Source organism: Billgrantia pellis (assembly GCF_008297955.1).
Taxonomy (GTDB): domain Bacteria; phylum Pseudomonadota; class Gammaproteobacteria; order Pseudomonadales; family Halomonadaceae; genus Halomonas; species Halomonas pellis.
The window spans coordinates 304,682-320,024 of record NZ_VTPY01000005.1 but is presented as its reverse complement, the minus strand read 5'-3'; the positions used below and the strand labels follow the sequence as shown (position 1 = coordinate 320,024).

Below are 15,343 nucleotides of genomic sequence, written 5' to 3'. Positions count from 1 at the left end.
AGATAAGGCAAACAAGGCCCGGATCCGCTTCGATAGCTTGAAGCAACAACAGGCATGTCGCGATGCTCGTATCGCAAGCCCATGGAAACAAAACAAACCAACATAGAGCAGGCATCAACATGACAATTCATAAAAAGCTCTTTCATCGCCCCCTCGTCGGGGCCGTGGCTCTACTCAGCGCCATTAGCCTGACGAGTTTCTCAGCCCAGGCGAGAGATTTACCCGAGATTCAGAACGATGTCTTTCAAGTTGCCAACTCGGGCGCCTATCCCCCCTTCAGCTATGTCGATACCTCGGGAAACCTGGTCGGTTTCGATGTCGATATCGCCAACGCTCTGGCAGATAAAATGGAAGTCGAGGCCAATATTCAGACCTCCCCATGGAATGGCATCGTCGCCGCCCTGGCCGGCGGTCGCTTCGATGCCTGCATCTGCAGCATGAGCGTGACGGAGGAGCGCGAGCGGGCCGTCGATTTCACCGACAGTTACTACCGCTCGGGACTTTCCGTGTGGGTCCAGGAAAGTACAACGGATGTCGCCAGTATCGACGATTTTGCCGGCAAGCGGGTGGGCTCCACCCTCGGTGAGACAGGAAATCAATGGGCCACGGAGAATGGCGAAGGGAAATGGCGCAACCAGACCTTCCAGGGTTTGCCTGACATGCTGAATGCACTGACCACCGGACGCATCGATGTGATGATAGCCGACGATGTTCCCGTCTATGTGGCACTCAATGAACAGGATCTCGCCATCAAACAGATCGATGTTGGTGAGTTGCCCAGTTGGCCTGCCGCCATTGCCGTGCAGAAGAACACGCCGGAGCTGAAGGAAGCCCTCAATACGGCACTTGCCGAGATCAAGGAAGATGGCACTTACCAGGAGATCGTCGCCAAGTGGATCGGCGAAGGGGTCGAGTTGGATTAGTCAATCCCGGACCAGCAGGGCGCAAGCCCTGCTGGTCCGGGAAAACACTACACGAGCGCAGCGCCGCGTTGCGCGGCGCTCGGATTCCTACCGATATCACCTATGCACCGATTTCCGTGCTTCGAGCCTTTTGCGCTTCATCTCGCTCGGCAATTTCCTCAGTGCTTCCCATTTTAATCGCAACAACAGAGTGAAGGGGCTCATGGACATCAATCTGATGATCGAGATAACGCCGTTGTTGGCAAAGGCGGCATGGGTCACCATTGAGATATCGGCTCGTGCCCTGTTCTTCGGCTTCTTCATCGCTTCCGCGCTAGTGGCGCTGCGAACCGCGCGAATCCTCCCCGTTCGCTGGCTTGCGCGATCCTATATCAGCGTCGTTCGCGGCACCCCCTATTTCGTCCAGCTGCTGCTGGTCTTCTATGGCGGGCCCGCGATCGGCCTGCGCCTGGACCCTTTCACCTGCGGCGTGGTGGTCGGCGCTTTCAATATCGGCGCCTACATGAGCGAGGCCATCCGGGGCGCCATCGAATCGGTCGACAGCGGACAGAGCGAGGCCTCGCGATCGTTGGGATTTGGCCGCTTCGCCACGCTACGGCACATCATCCTGCCTCAATCGGCCGGCTTGATGATTCGCTCCATCGGCGTGCTTGCCATCATCCTGGTCAAGAACTCTTCGCTGGTTTCCATCATCTCGGTGGTTGAACTGACCTACCAGGCTCAGCGCCTGATCGGCTCCACTTACAAGCCCCTGGAGGTCTTTGCCCTGAGCGCCCTGATGTACATCGTCATTCTCTATGCAGTGATGGGCATCGTTGAGTTCCTCTATCGTCGCGCCACGCGATACACCTATCTATAGTGCCACCAGACAATAATACAACCAGAGTAAGTCAGCATGGAATTCGATTTCAGCCCCGTCATCACCTATTTTCCAACCTTGCTCAAGGGCGTAGGCGCCACGCTACTGATTGGCCTGGTGGTCGCCCTCATGTCGATCATCGGCGGCCAGATTGTCGCCGTAATATCCCTCTACACGAGGAAGGTCGTGAACTGGCCGCTGCGTTTCCTGATCTGGCTATTCATGACCACGCCGCTGCTTCTCCAGCTCTACTTTCTGTACTTCGGCCTTGGGCAATGGATACTGATACCGGCCATCGCGGTCGGCGTTCTCGGCCTGGGTTTCCACTACATGGCATACAATGCCGATATCTTCATCGCCACTATCAAATCGGTCTCGAGCGGACAATATGAAGCTTCGCGATCGTTAGGCTTTGGCCACCTCGCCACTCTCTTCTATATCATTCTTCCTCAGGCCTTTCATCGCGCCATCCCCCAGCTTGGCAACAACATGATCATCATGGTCAAGGATATTTCGGTGCTCTCCGCCATCGGTATCGCCGAGCTCGTCTATCTTTCGCAGTATGCCATCAGCGTGACGTTTCGCCCCTTCGAGTTCTATATCACGATCGCCGTCATCTACTACTTGATCAACCTACTCATGGAAACTGGCCAATCATGGATAGAGCGTCGTGCCGCCGCTCGCCGCTAACGAGGACTTCACATGACACAAGCGACAGACACTCCCATGGTGGAGCTCAAGGGAGTCAAGAAACGATTCGGTGACCTTGAAGTCCTCAAGGGTATCGATCTCAAGATCGACCGCGGCAAGATCATCTCCATCATCGGCCCGTCAGGATCGGGAAAAAGCACACTGCTACGATCGATCAATAACCTGGAAATGATCGACGAGGGCAGCATCCTGCTGGATGGTGTCCAGGTCAATCGACCGGATCTGAAGGGTCTCGCCTTCGAACGGCATATCAACCATATACGCCAGAACATGGGCATGGTATTCCAGCATTTCAACCTGTTTCCTCATCTCTCGACGCTGGAAAACGTGACGCTGGCACCGAGAAAACTGAAGGGAGTGGATGCCAGAAGCGCTCGGGAGCTGGGCATGGAGCTCCTGGAGCGCGTGGGGCTGGCGGACAAGGCTTCGGTCTATCCCAGTTCCTTATCGGGCGGGCAGAAACAGCGCGTCGCCATCGCCCGCGCCCTGGCCATGCGCCCCAAGGTCATGCTCTTCGACGAAGCGACCTCGGCCCTGGACCCCGAGCTGGTGGAAGAAGTGAACCAGGTCATGAAGCACCTCGCCGAAGAGCACATGACCATGCTCATTGTCACTCACGAAATGGCTTTCGCACGCGATGTCTCCGACTGGGCCATGTTCATGGATGGTGGCGTGGTGATCGAGGAAAACACCCCTGACCATCTCTTCTCTCATCCGGACCAGGAACGCACTTGCCACTTTCTTCGCAAGCATTTGGGGAACCCGGGATAGGCCTCAGGATGCGGTCAGATACCGCATTGCCTAAGGTGACGAAAATGCTGCGGGAAGGCCGTTGGCCTCCCCGCTAATGTCGGGCATGTGTCGGCTGGCTCAGGCGCAATCCGCTGCCCCTTCGCCAAACATATCAAACAGCAGCTCGCGCGCCATCGGGGTCAACACGAAACGCCCCTGCTCGTTGTAGACGGCGGCCTCGCTGCTCTCCAGTACCCGCTGGCAAGCGCGCCACTCCTGTGACGCTTCGCGCAGCTGACGCAGGGCGCGGCTGTCGAGCCCGCGGAAAGGTATGGTGATGGTTTCCAGCACATGACCTTGCTGATAGAGCAGGAAAGCGGCATCCGACAGGCACTGGCGCAAGCTGCGCTGAATGGCATCGTTCGGCGTGTCGATCTGCATGGCATCCTCTCATGATATTTGCTGCATTGCATGATATCAGCGAGACGGCATTATACCAAGGTCGAATAAGACGTTAGACGTAAAAACTCGTCGCCAACCGGAGCGCACCAATCGGCAAAGAACGTACCGCCTGTCGAATATGACGAAAAGCTTGAAAAAACCATGAGGAAGCGCTGGAAGGGCACCCCAAATGGAGGCGGCCCCGACAGCCACATCCCGGCACACGCGGCCACCGCTACCGTTGCTCCCTTCCGGGCCTGGCGGGGTTTGCGGTTTGGCGTTGCGGGAGGACCGACGGGGCCACCACGACACGATGCCTGCCTGACATCCGCGGCATCGAACTCGGCGTTGCATCAAGGGGTTGCCGAGTGCGCGAGCACTATACCAGCGGCGCCGGGGAGCAGCAAGAGCAGACATCGAGACATCCTTTGCCCTGTGAGGTAGCGAGGAATCGACTAGCTTGAAGGGGGAGAGTTTCGGTCGCAGAGGAAGATCCCGCCATTCAGGAGGCGCCCATGGACAAGAATCCCGACAAGGGTTACATCGCACTGCTCGGCTGGAGCCTGAACGCCATCGAAGCCGCCGAGAATTTCGACCGACGCTATGTAGTGGTAGCGCCGGAATGGGCCGAGGAATACTGCCAAAAGCATGACATCCCCTATATCGCCTGGAACTTCGAACGCCTGAACGACCGCTCGCTGGAGATCGCCGAGACCCTGAAGGAGATGGGTGTGAACGTGGCGATCCCCTTGTTCGAGGAGACGGTAGAGTGGGCCGGTGCCATCAACTCGCTGTTGCTCGACAAGCCGCGCCTCTACGGCCAATCGCTGCTGCTGCGCGACAAGGCGCTAATGAAGCGGCGTGCTCAGCTCGGCGGCATACGCGTCGGCATCTTCGAGGAGGCCCATGACAAGGCGGACGTCATCCGTTTTCTCAAGCGCGTCAACCAGACCCTGCTCAAGCTCGACGGCGATCCCAACGATCCCATCCATCTCAAGGCCTTCGACAAGGCCGGCTGCCTGGGCCATCGGGTAATTCGCACTCCCGACGAGGTCGATACCATCCCCGACGAAGAGTTCCCCGTGCTGATGGAATCGCACCTGGACGGTTGGGAATTCGCCGTCGAGGCATGGATCCATGACGGTAAGATCGCCTTCCTGAACATTTCCGAGTACGTCACGCTGGGCTATTCGGTCTTCGTGCCGGCCTCACCCGAGCTGGAGCAGTATCGCCCGCAGATCACCATCCAGATCGAGAAGCTGATCAAGGCGTTCGATATTGATTTCGGGTTAATCCATCCCGAGTACTTCGTCACTAGCGACGGCGAGATGTATTTCGGCGAAGTCGCCTATCGCCCGCCAGGCTTCAAGGTCTTCGAATTGCTCGAACGGGTCTATGGCTTCAATGCCTACCAGGCCAGCATGCTGGTCTTCGACCCCAAGAGCACTCCCGAAGAGGTCAAGTCCTTCTTCCCCAGGGAAGTCGAGGACGCCAAGTGCTATGCAGGCTGCTTCGGGGTCTACCCGCGGCGCCGGGTGGTCAGTCGCCTGGAGATTCCCGAAGAGGTCGAGGACGATCCCTACTTCGAGTCGCACGAACTGACACCACCGCTGGAGGAAACGGTCACCAAGCGCACCGCCTTCGGCACTCACTGGGGGTTGATCTATTTCAAGGGCGAGGATCCCCATCGACTGAGAGACCTGCTCAAGCATCAGGAAGCGCTTGATTTCTATGTCTGAGCAAGGCGTCATGGTCATGACAGCCTGATCCAAAGGAGCCGGCGTGACCACCAACGGGCAAATGCAAGACGCCAGCCAGAATCCGGCAGGCGATGACAAACTTCCCGGCCTGCTGGCGAAGCTCGATGAAGCGGCTACCCTGCTGGGCGAGTCGCGTGACTTCGCCAAGCCGGCAAAGCTGCCCCGCGTGCTGGACACCGCTCGCCGCGTGCTGCTCCAGCCGGGAGGCGCGGCGGCACTGGAGACACGCGCCAGGGCACTGGAGGATGCCGGCGTCTTTCAGGGATCGGACTGGGAGACGCCGCAGTACCTCCTGCCCTCCCTGACCACCCATTCGCTCAAGAGTCCTGACGCCAACACCGTAGTGATCGAGGCGCTGAGCGAGCTGCGTCTGTTGGCAGTGGCCAAGGGCGACTACGTGCATCCATTGATCTCGACCGAGCAGGCCCATCATTACCTGACGCAGGCAATGGCGCTCAATCTCTGGCTGCTGTTCGGCGCCCCCAGCGAGGCTGAACGAGAGACTCAGGGCCGGTTGGCGCAGATTCCCCGCCACCTGTTCCATCATCTGGCAGAGCGTATCGGCTACGAACACATCATCGACAAGCTGATCGAGGAGATCTGGCGAATCCTGCAGCAGCGTCCCATCCAGGTAGATACCGTCAAGCAGATGATCACCCAGATCGCCATCTGCCAGGCCAACCCCGAGATCGACCTGGGCGTCAGCGGCCAGGGTGCCGATCGCCTGGTCAGTTCGTTGTTCGGTCCCACCCAGGCGTGCCGCGAAGACCCGGGGCTGGAGGTTTATCGCGAACGGCTCTCCAGCATGGACAACGCCGCCCTACAGAGCGAGGCCACCGGTTTCGCCCGCGCCATGCACGACACCGGCCTGGTCTCGGCCTACCACCCGGTACTGCTACGCCACTTGCTCGACCATAGCGACCATCTACTGACCGAAGCCCTGGGCCTCTCCTCGACCGGACGCGATTGCCTGCTGTGCTACCGCGAGCTGGTCCATGCCCTGATCCGCAGCGCCGTACACCCGGCCACGCCTCAGGCCGTCTACGGTCTGGCATTGATGCTAGAGCGCGGCATCCTCTACCAGCCTCCGGTGGCACCGGCCATGTGGCGTCAGTTGGGCCTGTCGCTCTCGGAATGGTCGCAGGCGCGTCTCAACCTCGCCTTCGGCGAGACGGTCTCCCCCCGGGCGCGGCTGCTGGAAGGAGTGCTGTGCATGCTCGGCCAGCCGCTGGGTGTTGGCCAGGGCAACAATCCGACCTGCCAGTCGGCGCGCGCCCTCTCCATGTGGGCCTACAACGATCCCGACTATCTATTGCAGATGGTCGCCTGGGCGGCCCGCGACGATGAGATCATCATGCACTTCGAAGGGCAGGCCATCTCCTCGATGGAAAGCCTGGGCGGAGTGGCCCACAGCCTGCCCATGGATCTCGACCCGGTCTCGCTGATCGTGGTTCCCCACCTGGACAGGATCTACGCCGAGATGGGACGTCGCTGCGCCGACCGTGAGGGTGATCCGCATCGTTGGGTCAATCCCGAGTTTCACGGCTGGTGGTCGGGCCGAGGCTTTCGCATCAACGTCGACGTGGCCACCGGCATGTTGCATGAGGTCGATACCTTCCTGCGTCACTTCTATGCCAGCTACCATCCCTACTACAACGGCAATCAACCGTTGATCCACCCCCAACCGGCCGGTATCGCCGTGACGGACAGTGCGGCCCGCTTCATTGGTTGGCATGCGATTACGGTGCTGCGGGTGTCGCTGGATCCAACGGACGTCATGCGGATCTATTTCTTCAACCCCAACAATGACAGTGGCCAGGATTGGGGCGACGGCATCAAGGTGAGTACCGCAGGGCACGGCGAGCGCTTCGGTGAAGCTTCGCTGCCCTTCGAGCAATTCGCCTCACGCCTCTACATCTTTCACTACGATCCGCTCGAGCGCGGCGAACTGACTCAGATCACTCAGGAAGAGATCGACCGGGTCACCGCCTATCTCTATCGCAGTTGGGGCGCCGATCGAGTGCCTGCGTCCGACCTTCAGGCCGATGCCGGGGCAGGGCCCAGGCACGACTGAGCCACTACCCTTCGCCCCGCTTACCCTGGCGTAGCAACCAGCGCGCCCATAGCGGGGCGAACAGCATCAGTGCCACCATGCGCAGCAGGTGATGAAAGGCCACGAAGACCGGATCGAGCTCCAGCGCCACGGCCAGGATGGCCATCTCGCCGATGCCACCTGGCGCCAGCGCCAGCAGCGCCACATCGCGCGGTACCCCCACCAGTCGATGAATCAGCTCGGCGAAGCCGGCCAGCACCGTCAATGCCAACAAGGTGGCAATGAAAGCCTCGAACAAATAGCGCCCCAGGCGTGCCGAGGACAGCCCACGGAAACGCGACCCGATAGCGCAGCCAAGTACCCAGAGCATCACGTTCATGCCCCCGTCCGGCAAGCTGAAACTGGCCATGCCGAAGCCGGAGAGCAGGCCGGCGAAAAGCAGCGGGGCAAGCAGGGTGTGGTTGGGCAAGCGCAGCCAGCGCCCCAAAGGGAACAGCAGCGGCAGGACCAGCAGCATCCAGGCGGCTTCGAAGCCATTCTCCGCCGTCCCCGCTGATACTGCCGTACCACCCTCGTAGGCCCAAAACAAGGGTGGCAGGATCATGACGACCAGAATGATTCGCAGCGACTGGGCAATGGCGATGCGCCGTGGATCTCCACCGCCCTGCTCCCCCATCAGGATCATCGCCGTCATGGCCCCCGGTGCCGAGGCAAACCACGCGCTTACCGAATCGAAGCCGCAACGGCGGTACCAGGCCGCCGCCGCTGCGGTGGAAACCGCCACGCCGAGCAGCAGCAGCACGGCGGAAACCGGCCAGTCCAGTACCCGCTCGGCCAGTTGCGGCGTCACCTGGCTGCCCAGCACCAGGCCTAGCACACCGAGAAAGACCTCACGCAGCCGCTCGGGAATGTGCACATCGACACCCCGGGCGGACACCATCAGGTTGGCCGTCAATGGCCCCAGCATCCAGGCCAGCGGCAGGCCGATGAGTTGGAACACGAACCCACCTACGGCGCCGATTGCCAATGACACGCCCAACGCCCGCGCCGTGTTCCTCTGCACGTCCTGCCTCCTTTCGTTAACTGGCTAATGAACGCATTGTGCCACAGCTCAAGACTCGAAAGGATCGTCCAACCCGAAACGCAATGGCTTACCTGCCACCTCCATCTCGACGTTCAGCACGGTGCCAGTCGCCGACTCCGTCATGAACAACGTCTTGCGATTTTTTCCGCCGAAGGCGAGATTGGTCACTGTTCGCCCTTGCGTCGGTGTTCGCAGCCTCCAGAGCGGCTCCCCATATCGGTCGAAGACCCACACACAGCCATTGCCGGCATCGCAGACATAGAGATTACCCGCCTCATCGAGCGCCAGCCCATCGGCACCGGATATGCCGCCCGCGAGCTGGACGAACATTCCGACCTTGCCTGCGGGACCATCGTCCTTGAGCGGCAGTCGCCATACCCCGTTGCCCCGGGTCATGGCAACGAACAGCGCCGTCTCCTCGAGATCGCAGACCAGGCCATTGGGGCTGATACCATTGCTCAATAGACACTCCAGCCGCCCTGTCTCGATATCGGCGCGATAGACGCGGCCGGTAGGATCCTGTAGTCCTGTCTGCCCCTGGTCGGTGAAGTAAAGCCTTCCGCGACTATCGAAGAACAGGTCGTTGACCCCTTTGAAGCTTTCACTGCCCACATGAGTGATGACGGGCTCGGGCTGGCCGCCGGCCGGGTCAAGGGCCAGGATGCCGTGGCGATATTCGGCGATCCACAACCGGCCATCGGGGCCGAACTTCATGCCGTTGGGCCAGCCGTCATAGCGACTGACCATCGACCATTCACCGCTTGGCGTCACGCGCAAGATCCGGCCATGCGGGATATCGGTGAGGTAAAGGTTATGCGCGGAGTCGAAGACAGGACCCTCGAGAAAGCTCGGCACCGACTGTCCAGGCTTATTGGCATCGATCCACCCGGAGCGTGCTTCATGCAGACGCAGTGATTCGGGCACTTCACTGAAGACTTCGCACCAGCGCGTCTCGGGCGGCAAATACAGACTCATGACATTCTCCCTTTGGCTTTTGCCGTGAGTGAACCGGGAGCCGAGGTACGCCGTGCATTGAACATCAGCCCGATGATCGCCACGCAGGCGACCGCCGAGATCAGCACCCCTTGGGTGAGAGCCACTACACCGGCAATCGCGATGATCAGGCGCTCGGCGACCTTGAGTCGACGACAACAAAACCCGACATTGGCAGCACTGATACCGACCGTGGCGACGATCATCGGCAGCACCGCCGCCACCACCCCGGGCAAGGCACCGAACGAGAGATCTTGCAGATTGATCTCAGGATGGAACACCCAAGCGAATGGCAGTAGAAACGCCACGACCGACAAGCGCAGCGCACTGAGCGCTATTCCCAGGGTTCGCTCACCGGTAATGGCCGCGGCCGCAAATACCGCTAAGGCCACGGGGGGTGTAATGGCCGATAGCACGGCGTAATAGAAGACGAACAGGTGAGTCTGCAGCAGACCGACGCCCAACTCGAGGATGGCAGGCCCGGCCACGAAGATCACCATCAGGTAGGATGCCGCCGTCGGTAGCCCCATCCCCAGCAGTATCGAACAGAAGGCCGCAAGAACCAGTGCCAGCACCAGGTTGCCCTGACCGAATCCGACGATGGCTTGGTTCAGCGTCACGCCCAGCCCGGTCACGCTGACCGCACCGATAACGATGCCGATCGCCGCACACGATACCAGTACGGCCAGACCATCACGTCCCCCATCGACCAGCACATCCCGCATACCGGACAACGTCAACCGTGTCGCTGGAAGCATCATGGCAACGATCATTACAACGACGGCAGCACTCATTCCACACCAGGTCGGTGAATAGCCGAGCAGTAGCAGGCCGATCAAGGTTACGAATCCCGACAACAACACCCCTCCCTGGGAGAGACGTTGCCTGTCGAAGGGCTCCTCACCGGTTTCCTCGGGGGCGAGCCCCAGGCGCCCTGCTTCGAAAGCCACGGCAGCCGAGAGAGCCAACAGATACAGGAAAGCCGGCACGATCGCCGCCAGCAGAATGCTGGGATAAGGAATGCCGGTGATCTCGGCCATGATGAAGGCGCCGACTCCCATGATAGGTGGCAGCAACTGCCCCGAGCAGGAGGCCACGGCCTCAACGGCGCCAGCGAAACGGCCCTGGTAGCCGGCCCGCTTCATCATCGGAATGGTCAGCACGCCGGTGGACATGACATTGGCCGGCGCCGACCCATTGACCGAGCCGAACATGGCCGACCCCAGAATCGCCGCCTGGGCAGCACCGGAACGTCGTCCGTTGGCCAGGCGCAGGGAGAGGAAGTTGAAAAAGTCTCCCGCCCCCGAATGACGCAATGCCGCTCCCAGAATAACGAACATCAGCACCACGTCGACCACCGCACCCAGCGCGATACCATAAATACCTTGGTAGCTGTAGCTGACCTCGAATACCTCGTCGAGAAAGAGGCCGCGATGCCCCAGGGCACCCGGCAGCCAGTGCCCGAATAGCAAGTAAGCAATCGCCCCGCCGCTGATTGCCACCAGCGCCCAGCCTTCCACACGCCGAGCCCCTTCGAGTACCAGTAGGGTACCGATGACGTAGGTCACCCTATCCTGGGAATTGGGCAGGCCCTCACGGAAGGCGGCGATATTGACGTATTCCTTGAGGTAGTAGCCACTGGTGGCGAGAGTCAGGGCGATCAGTAGCCAGGAAATTCCCTGATCGATGACCGGGTACCGATGTGCCAGGGGACCAGGCTTGAGGGCGAAGGTGGCAATCAAACCCAGCATCAAGCTGGCGCCATACATGATTTGGGAGGGATAACGCACCGCCACGGTGGTCCACAGGACAAACAGTGTCAGTGCGGCACAGGCCATGAGTCCAAGACCCCGCATAGCGGGGCTCGGATTCCAGGTCGGTGGGTTGATGATAGAGGGCGACATACGAATCTCCGAGACCAATCGAGGCCGTTACTCCAGCAATCCGATTTCACGGAAATAACGCTCGGCGCCGGGGTGCAATTCCGTGGTCAGCCCCTTCACCGCTTCGTCCTGGCGCAGCAGCGACAGGGCGCTACTGGTCTGCTTGACAGCATCGAGGTTGTCCCACAGCCAGCGAGTCAACTCATAGGCCGTGTTTTCATCCATATCGGAGCGGACAGCGAACATGAACGGGAATGACCAAAAGTGAATGTCGCCATTGGCCTGGATCCGGCCTTGGTAAGCGTTCTCGATCTCCTCGGTCGAGACACGCTTCAGCAGATAGTGCTCTCCCGCGGTCATGTGATCGCGGAACGCCTCCAAGCTATCCTCCTCCGGAGAGATGAAGCGCAGATTCATCGTGCGGGAGGCATTATCGATCGCCGCCTGCGGCAGCCCTCCCCAGACGAAGGTGCCGTCGAGACGGTTGTTGCTCATCTGGGTGAAGGCGTCGCCATAATCGATGAATTGAGTATCGATATCCTCGCCAGGAGTCAAACCGTAGGCCTCGAGGAAGGCGCTGCTGACGCGACCGGCATTGCCGCCCGGGCGTCCGATTGCGATACTCTTATCGGCCAGATCTCCGAAGGACTCGATCCCGCTATCGTCACGTACCACGTATTGGCCGGCACTCGTACTGATCGCGAAGAGTGCCTGCAGGTCACCGTAGGCCTCTCGAAGCTGATCGGGATCCTCAGCGAAATTACCGCTGCCTTTGACAGCATCCAAATAGTGAGGAGCGCCGATGACCGAGATATCGACCCGGCCGGAGGCCAGCATACGCAGGCCACGCACGGTGCCGTTATCCACTACGGTCAATTTGTGCTCAGCATTCTCACGTGCCAGCAGACTGGACCAGGCCACCGCAAGGGCATAGTCGTCCGAGGTCTGGGATACCGCACTGATTACCAGGTTGTCGGCCTGGACGGTTGCCACGGACAGTCCGGTAATAGCGAGGCCGGTGGCGAGCATTCGCGTGAAAGAATTGGTCTGCATGATGCGCTCTCCTTGGGTGACGTGTTTGTCGTTGTGTTATCGCGACTCGGTGACGGTCGAGATACTGCGTGGCGGGTGCCCTCGGTAGTCCCAAAGCCAGCCCTTGGGCATCGGCCCCTTGTTGCGCCCGCCCTGGCACTGCTGTTCCCAGGCGTGAGCGAGAATACCCACGCTACGGGAAAGGCAGAACAGCCCCCGGGCAAGCGGCGCGGGGAAGTCAAGCTCGGCGTATATCACGGCCGTCGCACCGTCGATGTTCAGTGGGATCGGCTTACCCTTGTCCGCCTGTAGCTGGCGTTCGACCTCACGAGCGATACGTGCATGACGGCCGTTCACCTCGCCACGCTCAGCCGCGGCCTCTACCAGCGCCAACAGGCGCGGCGCCCGTGGGTCGATCGGATGGAAGCGATGACCGAAGCCCGGCACGATCTTGCCGTGTAATTCCCGCCAATCGGCCAACCCTTGCCGCGTGGCTTCCTCCACCCCACTGCCCGCCTCCATGCTGGTGGATATCGACTGAAAGAGTTCCACGACCTGTTCACCAGCCCCTCCATGAATGTCATCAAGCACGTTGACGGCTGATGCCAGGGCGTTGTTGAGACTGCTACCGCAGGTCATGGCCATGCGAGCGATAGCAATGCTGGGTGCCTGCGGACCGTGATCCACCGCGCTCACCAAAGCCGCCTCGAACAGCGCTGATTGGGCTGCCGAGGGCAGCTCTCCCCGGATCATCAGCCATACCATATCGGCAAAGCCGATACGGCCAATGAGCTCTTCGATGGGATAGCCACGGTAGCGGATCTCCCCTGGACGCATGTCGATGATCTCGGTCTGCCACCAGTCGGCGGCCTGGGCATTGAACGCTCGAGTATCAGGCATTACTTGTCTCCCATTTCTCTGGCATGCGCGGGAGCCGCCGAGGTTTGCACTAACAAAGCGGCGTTATCAGCTCCCAGTCGGGGTGGCGGGGTCGAAACACGCGGAGCCTTGCCATCGATGCGGTAGCCACCGCTGACAACCTCCAAGGGACGATCGATACCGCTATCGTCGAAACACTCGACAAGACCCCGGTCTCGCACTTGGGGGTGCTTGAGGGCTTCGGCCACGGTAAACACCGGCCCAGCCGGCACCCCCACGGCCACCAATGACTTCCACCAATGTTCGGTGGTATCGAAAGCCAAGGCCGACTCGATCAACTCGGATAAGGCTCGACGATGCTCGAGACGTGCCTGCCGCTCGGCGAAGCGTGAATCGCGGATCCACTCCTCGTGGCCCAACACGCGACACAGCGCTTCGAACTGCTCCTGCTTGTTGGCAGCAATGTTCAGCAAGCCATCGGCCGTACGGAAGGTGCCGGAGGGGCTCGCGGTCACGTTGTCATTGCCCAACGGGGCGGGGGGGCGGCCAGCAATCAGCAGATTGGAAACAGCCCATCCCATGGTCGACAGCACCGACTCGAGCATCGAAACGTCGATGAAATGTGCCTGGCGGTGCGTCTCGGCTAGGGCGGCATTGATCGCCATGGCCGCCGTCAAGCCGCCGATGGTGTCCGCCAGGGGGTAACCAACCCGGTAGGGAGCATGCTCAGGCGCACCCGTGATGCTCATTACCCCAGCCATCCCCTGGATGATCTGGTCGTAGGCAGGATAATTGGCTAGAGGACCATCTTGGCCGAAACCCGAGATAGCGCAGTAGATCAACCGCTCATTGATCCGCTTGAGGTTCTCGTAATCCAGCCCCAGGCGCCTCATGACACCGGGGCGAAAATTTTCGACCAGCACGTCGGCACTGGCGACCAGGGCAAGGAACTGCTCTCGCCCTTCATCCTGCTTGAGATCCAGCGTCACGGAACGTTTTCCCGCATTCTGCGCCAGGAAGGACACTCCCATCAGCTCACGATTGAGCTCGGCATCGGCACCGAGCTGTCTCGCCAGATCCCCCCCCTGGGGGCGTTCCACCTTGATCACCTCGGCTCCCAGATGTGCCAACTGATGACAACAAAAGGGGCCCGCCAGCACATTGGTCAGATCGAGCACACGAACGCCGGAGAGTGGCATGGACATTGAGTTCCTCCTAACAGAATGCGTTTCGCTAGAAGGAATATAAAGTGGAGTTCTGCTCTTTGCAACGCGTTCTGCCAGACGGTAAACTAAAGTCTCATCAGGAGGAGACAAGCGACATGGCCGAGCAACGCGTGGAATCCGTGGAACGTGCCTTGACCCTGCTCAACGTCTTTCACCCCGGCAAGGAGGCCTGGAGCCTGGCCGAACTGGCCCAGGAAACGGGTTATTACAAGAGCACCATCCTGCGGCTCATGGGCTCGCTGGAGCGGTTCGCTTATGTACGGCGCGACCGGGACGGCATCTATCGCCTGGGCCCCGCTCTGTTGCGACTGGCGAACCTCGGGCGGGCCAGCATCGATCTGGAAGCCCTGATCCGGCCAGTGCTGGAACAAGTGCGGGACCTGACTCGTGAAACAGCTTCCTTCTATATCCGCGACGGTGACGAACGAATATGTTTGTACCGCGAGAATGGCCGCCATGAGGTTCGCCATCACTTGGAAGAAGGAGCTCGGCTGGCTCTCGGCCAAGGCGCCGCTGGACGCGCACTCGCTCAAGAGCCTCCCCAGCGTGGGGAGATCTTTCGCTCCTTCGGAGACCGCGAGCCCAGTCTGGCCGCCGTCGCCGTTCCAATCATCGATTCCCGTGGCAAGCTGTATGGCGCCTTGGCCGTCTCGGGGCTGATCGACCGCTTCCGTGAAGCAGCATGCCAACAATACGGGGAAGTATTGAAAGAACTTGCCGCGCAGTTGGAGCGGCAGTTGGGTTAGGGACACACCTTGCCTGCGGTA

General features: G+C 60.4%; 14 protein-coding genes and 1 other RNA gene. 7 read left to right on the top strand and 8 right to left on the bottom strand.

Annotated elements, in window-relative coordinates; genetic code table 11:
- Window positions 1–62 precede the first annotated feature (62 nt).
- The 4 genes from F0A17_RS14680 to F0A17_RS14665 all read left to right on the top strand — a co-directional run bounded on the left by F0A17_RS14680 (window position 63) and on the right by F0A17_RS14665 (window position 3,264).
- Window positions 63–923: a transporter substrate-binding domain-containing protein gene (locus F0A17_RS14680; protein WP_228716916.1), complete on the top strand. Its 861-nt coding sequence runs from the start codon at window positions 63–65 to the stop codon at window positions 921–923.
- A 202-nt stretch (window positions 924–1,125) separates the two neighbouring features.
- Window positions 1,126–1,782 carry an amino acid ABC transporter permease gene (locus F0A17_RS14675; protein WP_149329084.1) on the top strand — a complete coding sequence of 219 codons (657 nt, stop codon included), beginning with the start codon at window positions 1,126–1,128 and terminating at the stop codon, window positions 1,780–1,782.
- 36 nt (window positions 1,783–1,818) lie between these two features.
- The gene (locus F0A17_RS14670; protein ID WP_149329083.1) at window positions 1,819–2,472 is read left to right on the top strand and encodes an amino acid ABC transporter permease; all 654 of its coding nucleotides are present in this window, start codon (window positions 1,819–1,821) and stop codon (window positions 2,470–2,472) included.
- Between the two features lie 12 nt (window positions 2,473–2,484).
- Complete coding sequence (locus F0A17_RS14665; RefSeq protein ID WP_323849418.1) at window positions 2,485–3,264, top strand: amino acid ABC transporter ATP-binding protein; 780 nt, start codon at window positions 2,485–2,487, stop codon at window positions 3,262–3,264.
- 99 nt (window positions 3,265–3,363) lie between these two features.
- Here the strand turns inward: F0A17_RS14665 and F0A17_RS14660 are convergent, their stop codons facing one another.
- Together F0A17_RS14660 and ffs are read right to left on the bottom strand one after the other, a co-directional pair.
- Window positions 3,364–3,666, bottom strand: coding sequence for a hypothetical protein (locus tag F0A17_RS14660; RefSeq protein WP_149329082.1), 303 nt, complete (start codon window positions 3,664–3,666; stop codon window positions 3,364–3,366).
- A 200-nt stretch (window positions 3,667–3,866) separates the two neighbouring features.
- Window positions 3,867–3,963: signal recognition particle sRNA small type (ffs, locus tag F0A17_RS14655), an RNA gene on the bottom strand.
- Window positions 3,964–4,181: 218 nt separating this feature from the next.
- Between ffs and F0A17_RS14650 the strand changes: the two genes are divergently transcribed.
- Both F0A17_RS14650 and F0A17_RS14645 read left to right on the top strand, forming a co-directional pair.
- A complete protein-coding gene (locus F0A17_RS14650) occupies window positions 4,182–5,405 on the top strand; it encodes an ATP-grasp domain-containing protein (RefSeq protein ID WP_149329081.1) in 1,224 nt (407 codons plus the stop codon).
- 61 nt (window positions 5,406–5,466) lie between these two features.
- Window positions 5,467–7,500: a transporter permease gene (locus F0A17_RS14645; protein ID WP_149329244.1), complete on the top strand. Its 2,034-nt coding sequence runs from the start codon at window positions 5,467–5,469 to the stop codon at window positions 7,498–7,500.
- A 4-nt stretch (window positions 7,501–7,504) separates the two neighbouring features.
- Here F0A17_RS14645 and F0A17_RS14640 read toward each other — a convergent pair whose 3' ends face one another.
- From F0A17_RS14640 to F0A17_RS14615, 6 genes are read right to left on the bottom strand one after another with little or no spacing between them, the layout of a single operon-like run.
- Window positions 7,505–8,542 (bottom strand): AbrB family transcriptional regulator, encoded by a 1,038-nt coding sequence (locus F0A17_RS14640; protein WP_149329080.1) that lies wholly within the window; start codon window positions 8,540–8,542, stop codon window positions 7,505–7,507.
- A 48-nt stretch (window positions 8,543–8,590) separates the two neighbouring features.
- Window positions 8,591–9,538 (bottom strand): SMP-30/gluconolactonase/LRE family protein, encoded by a 948-nt coding sequence (locus F0A17_RS14635; RefSeq protein WP_149329079.1) that lies wholly within the window; start codon window positions 9,536–9,538, stop codon window positions 8,591–8,593.
- A complete protein-coding gene (locus F0A17_RS14630) occupies window positions 9,535–11,460 on the bottom strand; it encodes a TRAP transporter permease (RefSeq protein WP_149329078.1) in 1,926 nt (641 codons plus the stop codon). Before F0A17_RS14630 ends, F0A17_RS14635 begins: the two co-directional genes overlap by 4 nt.
- Before the next feature lie 27 nt (window positions 11,461–11,487).
- Window positions 11,488–12,492 carry a TAXI family TRAP transporter solute-binding subunit gene (locus F0A17_RS14625; protein ID WP_149329077.1) on the bottom strand — a complete coding sequence of 335 codons (1,005 nt, stop codon included), beginning with the start codon at window positions 12,490–12,492 and terminating at the stop codon, window positions 11,488–11,490.
- Window positions 12,493–12,528: 36 nt separating this feature from the next.
- On the bottom strand, window positions 12,529–13,371 hold the full coding sequence (locus F0A17_RS14620; RefSeq protein ID WP_149329076.1) for a citryl-CoA lyase: 843 nt from the start codon (window positions 13,369–13,371) through the stop codon (window positions 12,529–12,531).
- A complete protein-coding gene (locus tag F0A17_RS14615) occupies window positions 13,371–14,555 on the bottom strand; it encodes a CaiB/BaiF CoA transferase family protein (protein ID WP_149329075.1) in 1,185 nt (394 codons plus the stop codon). The genes F0A17_RS14620 and F0A17_RS14615 overlap by 1 nt, the downstream gene beginning before the upstream one ends.
- Window positions 14,556–14,671: 116 nt before the next feature.
- Between F0A17_RS14615 and F0A17_RS14610 the strand changes: the two genes are divergently transcribed.
- A complete protein-coding gene (locus F0A17_RS14610) occupies window positions 14,672–15,322 on the top strand; it encodes an IclR family transcriptional regulator (protein ID WP_149329074.1) in 651 nt (216 codons plus the stop codon).
- The last annotated feature ends 21 nt before the right edge of the window (window positions 15,323–15,343 follow it).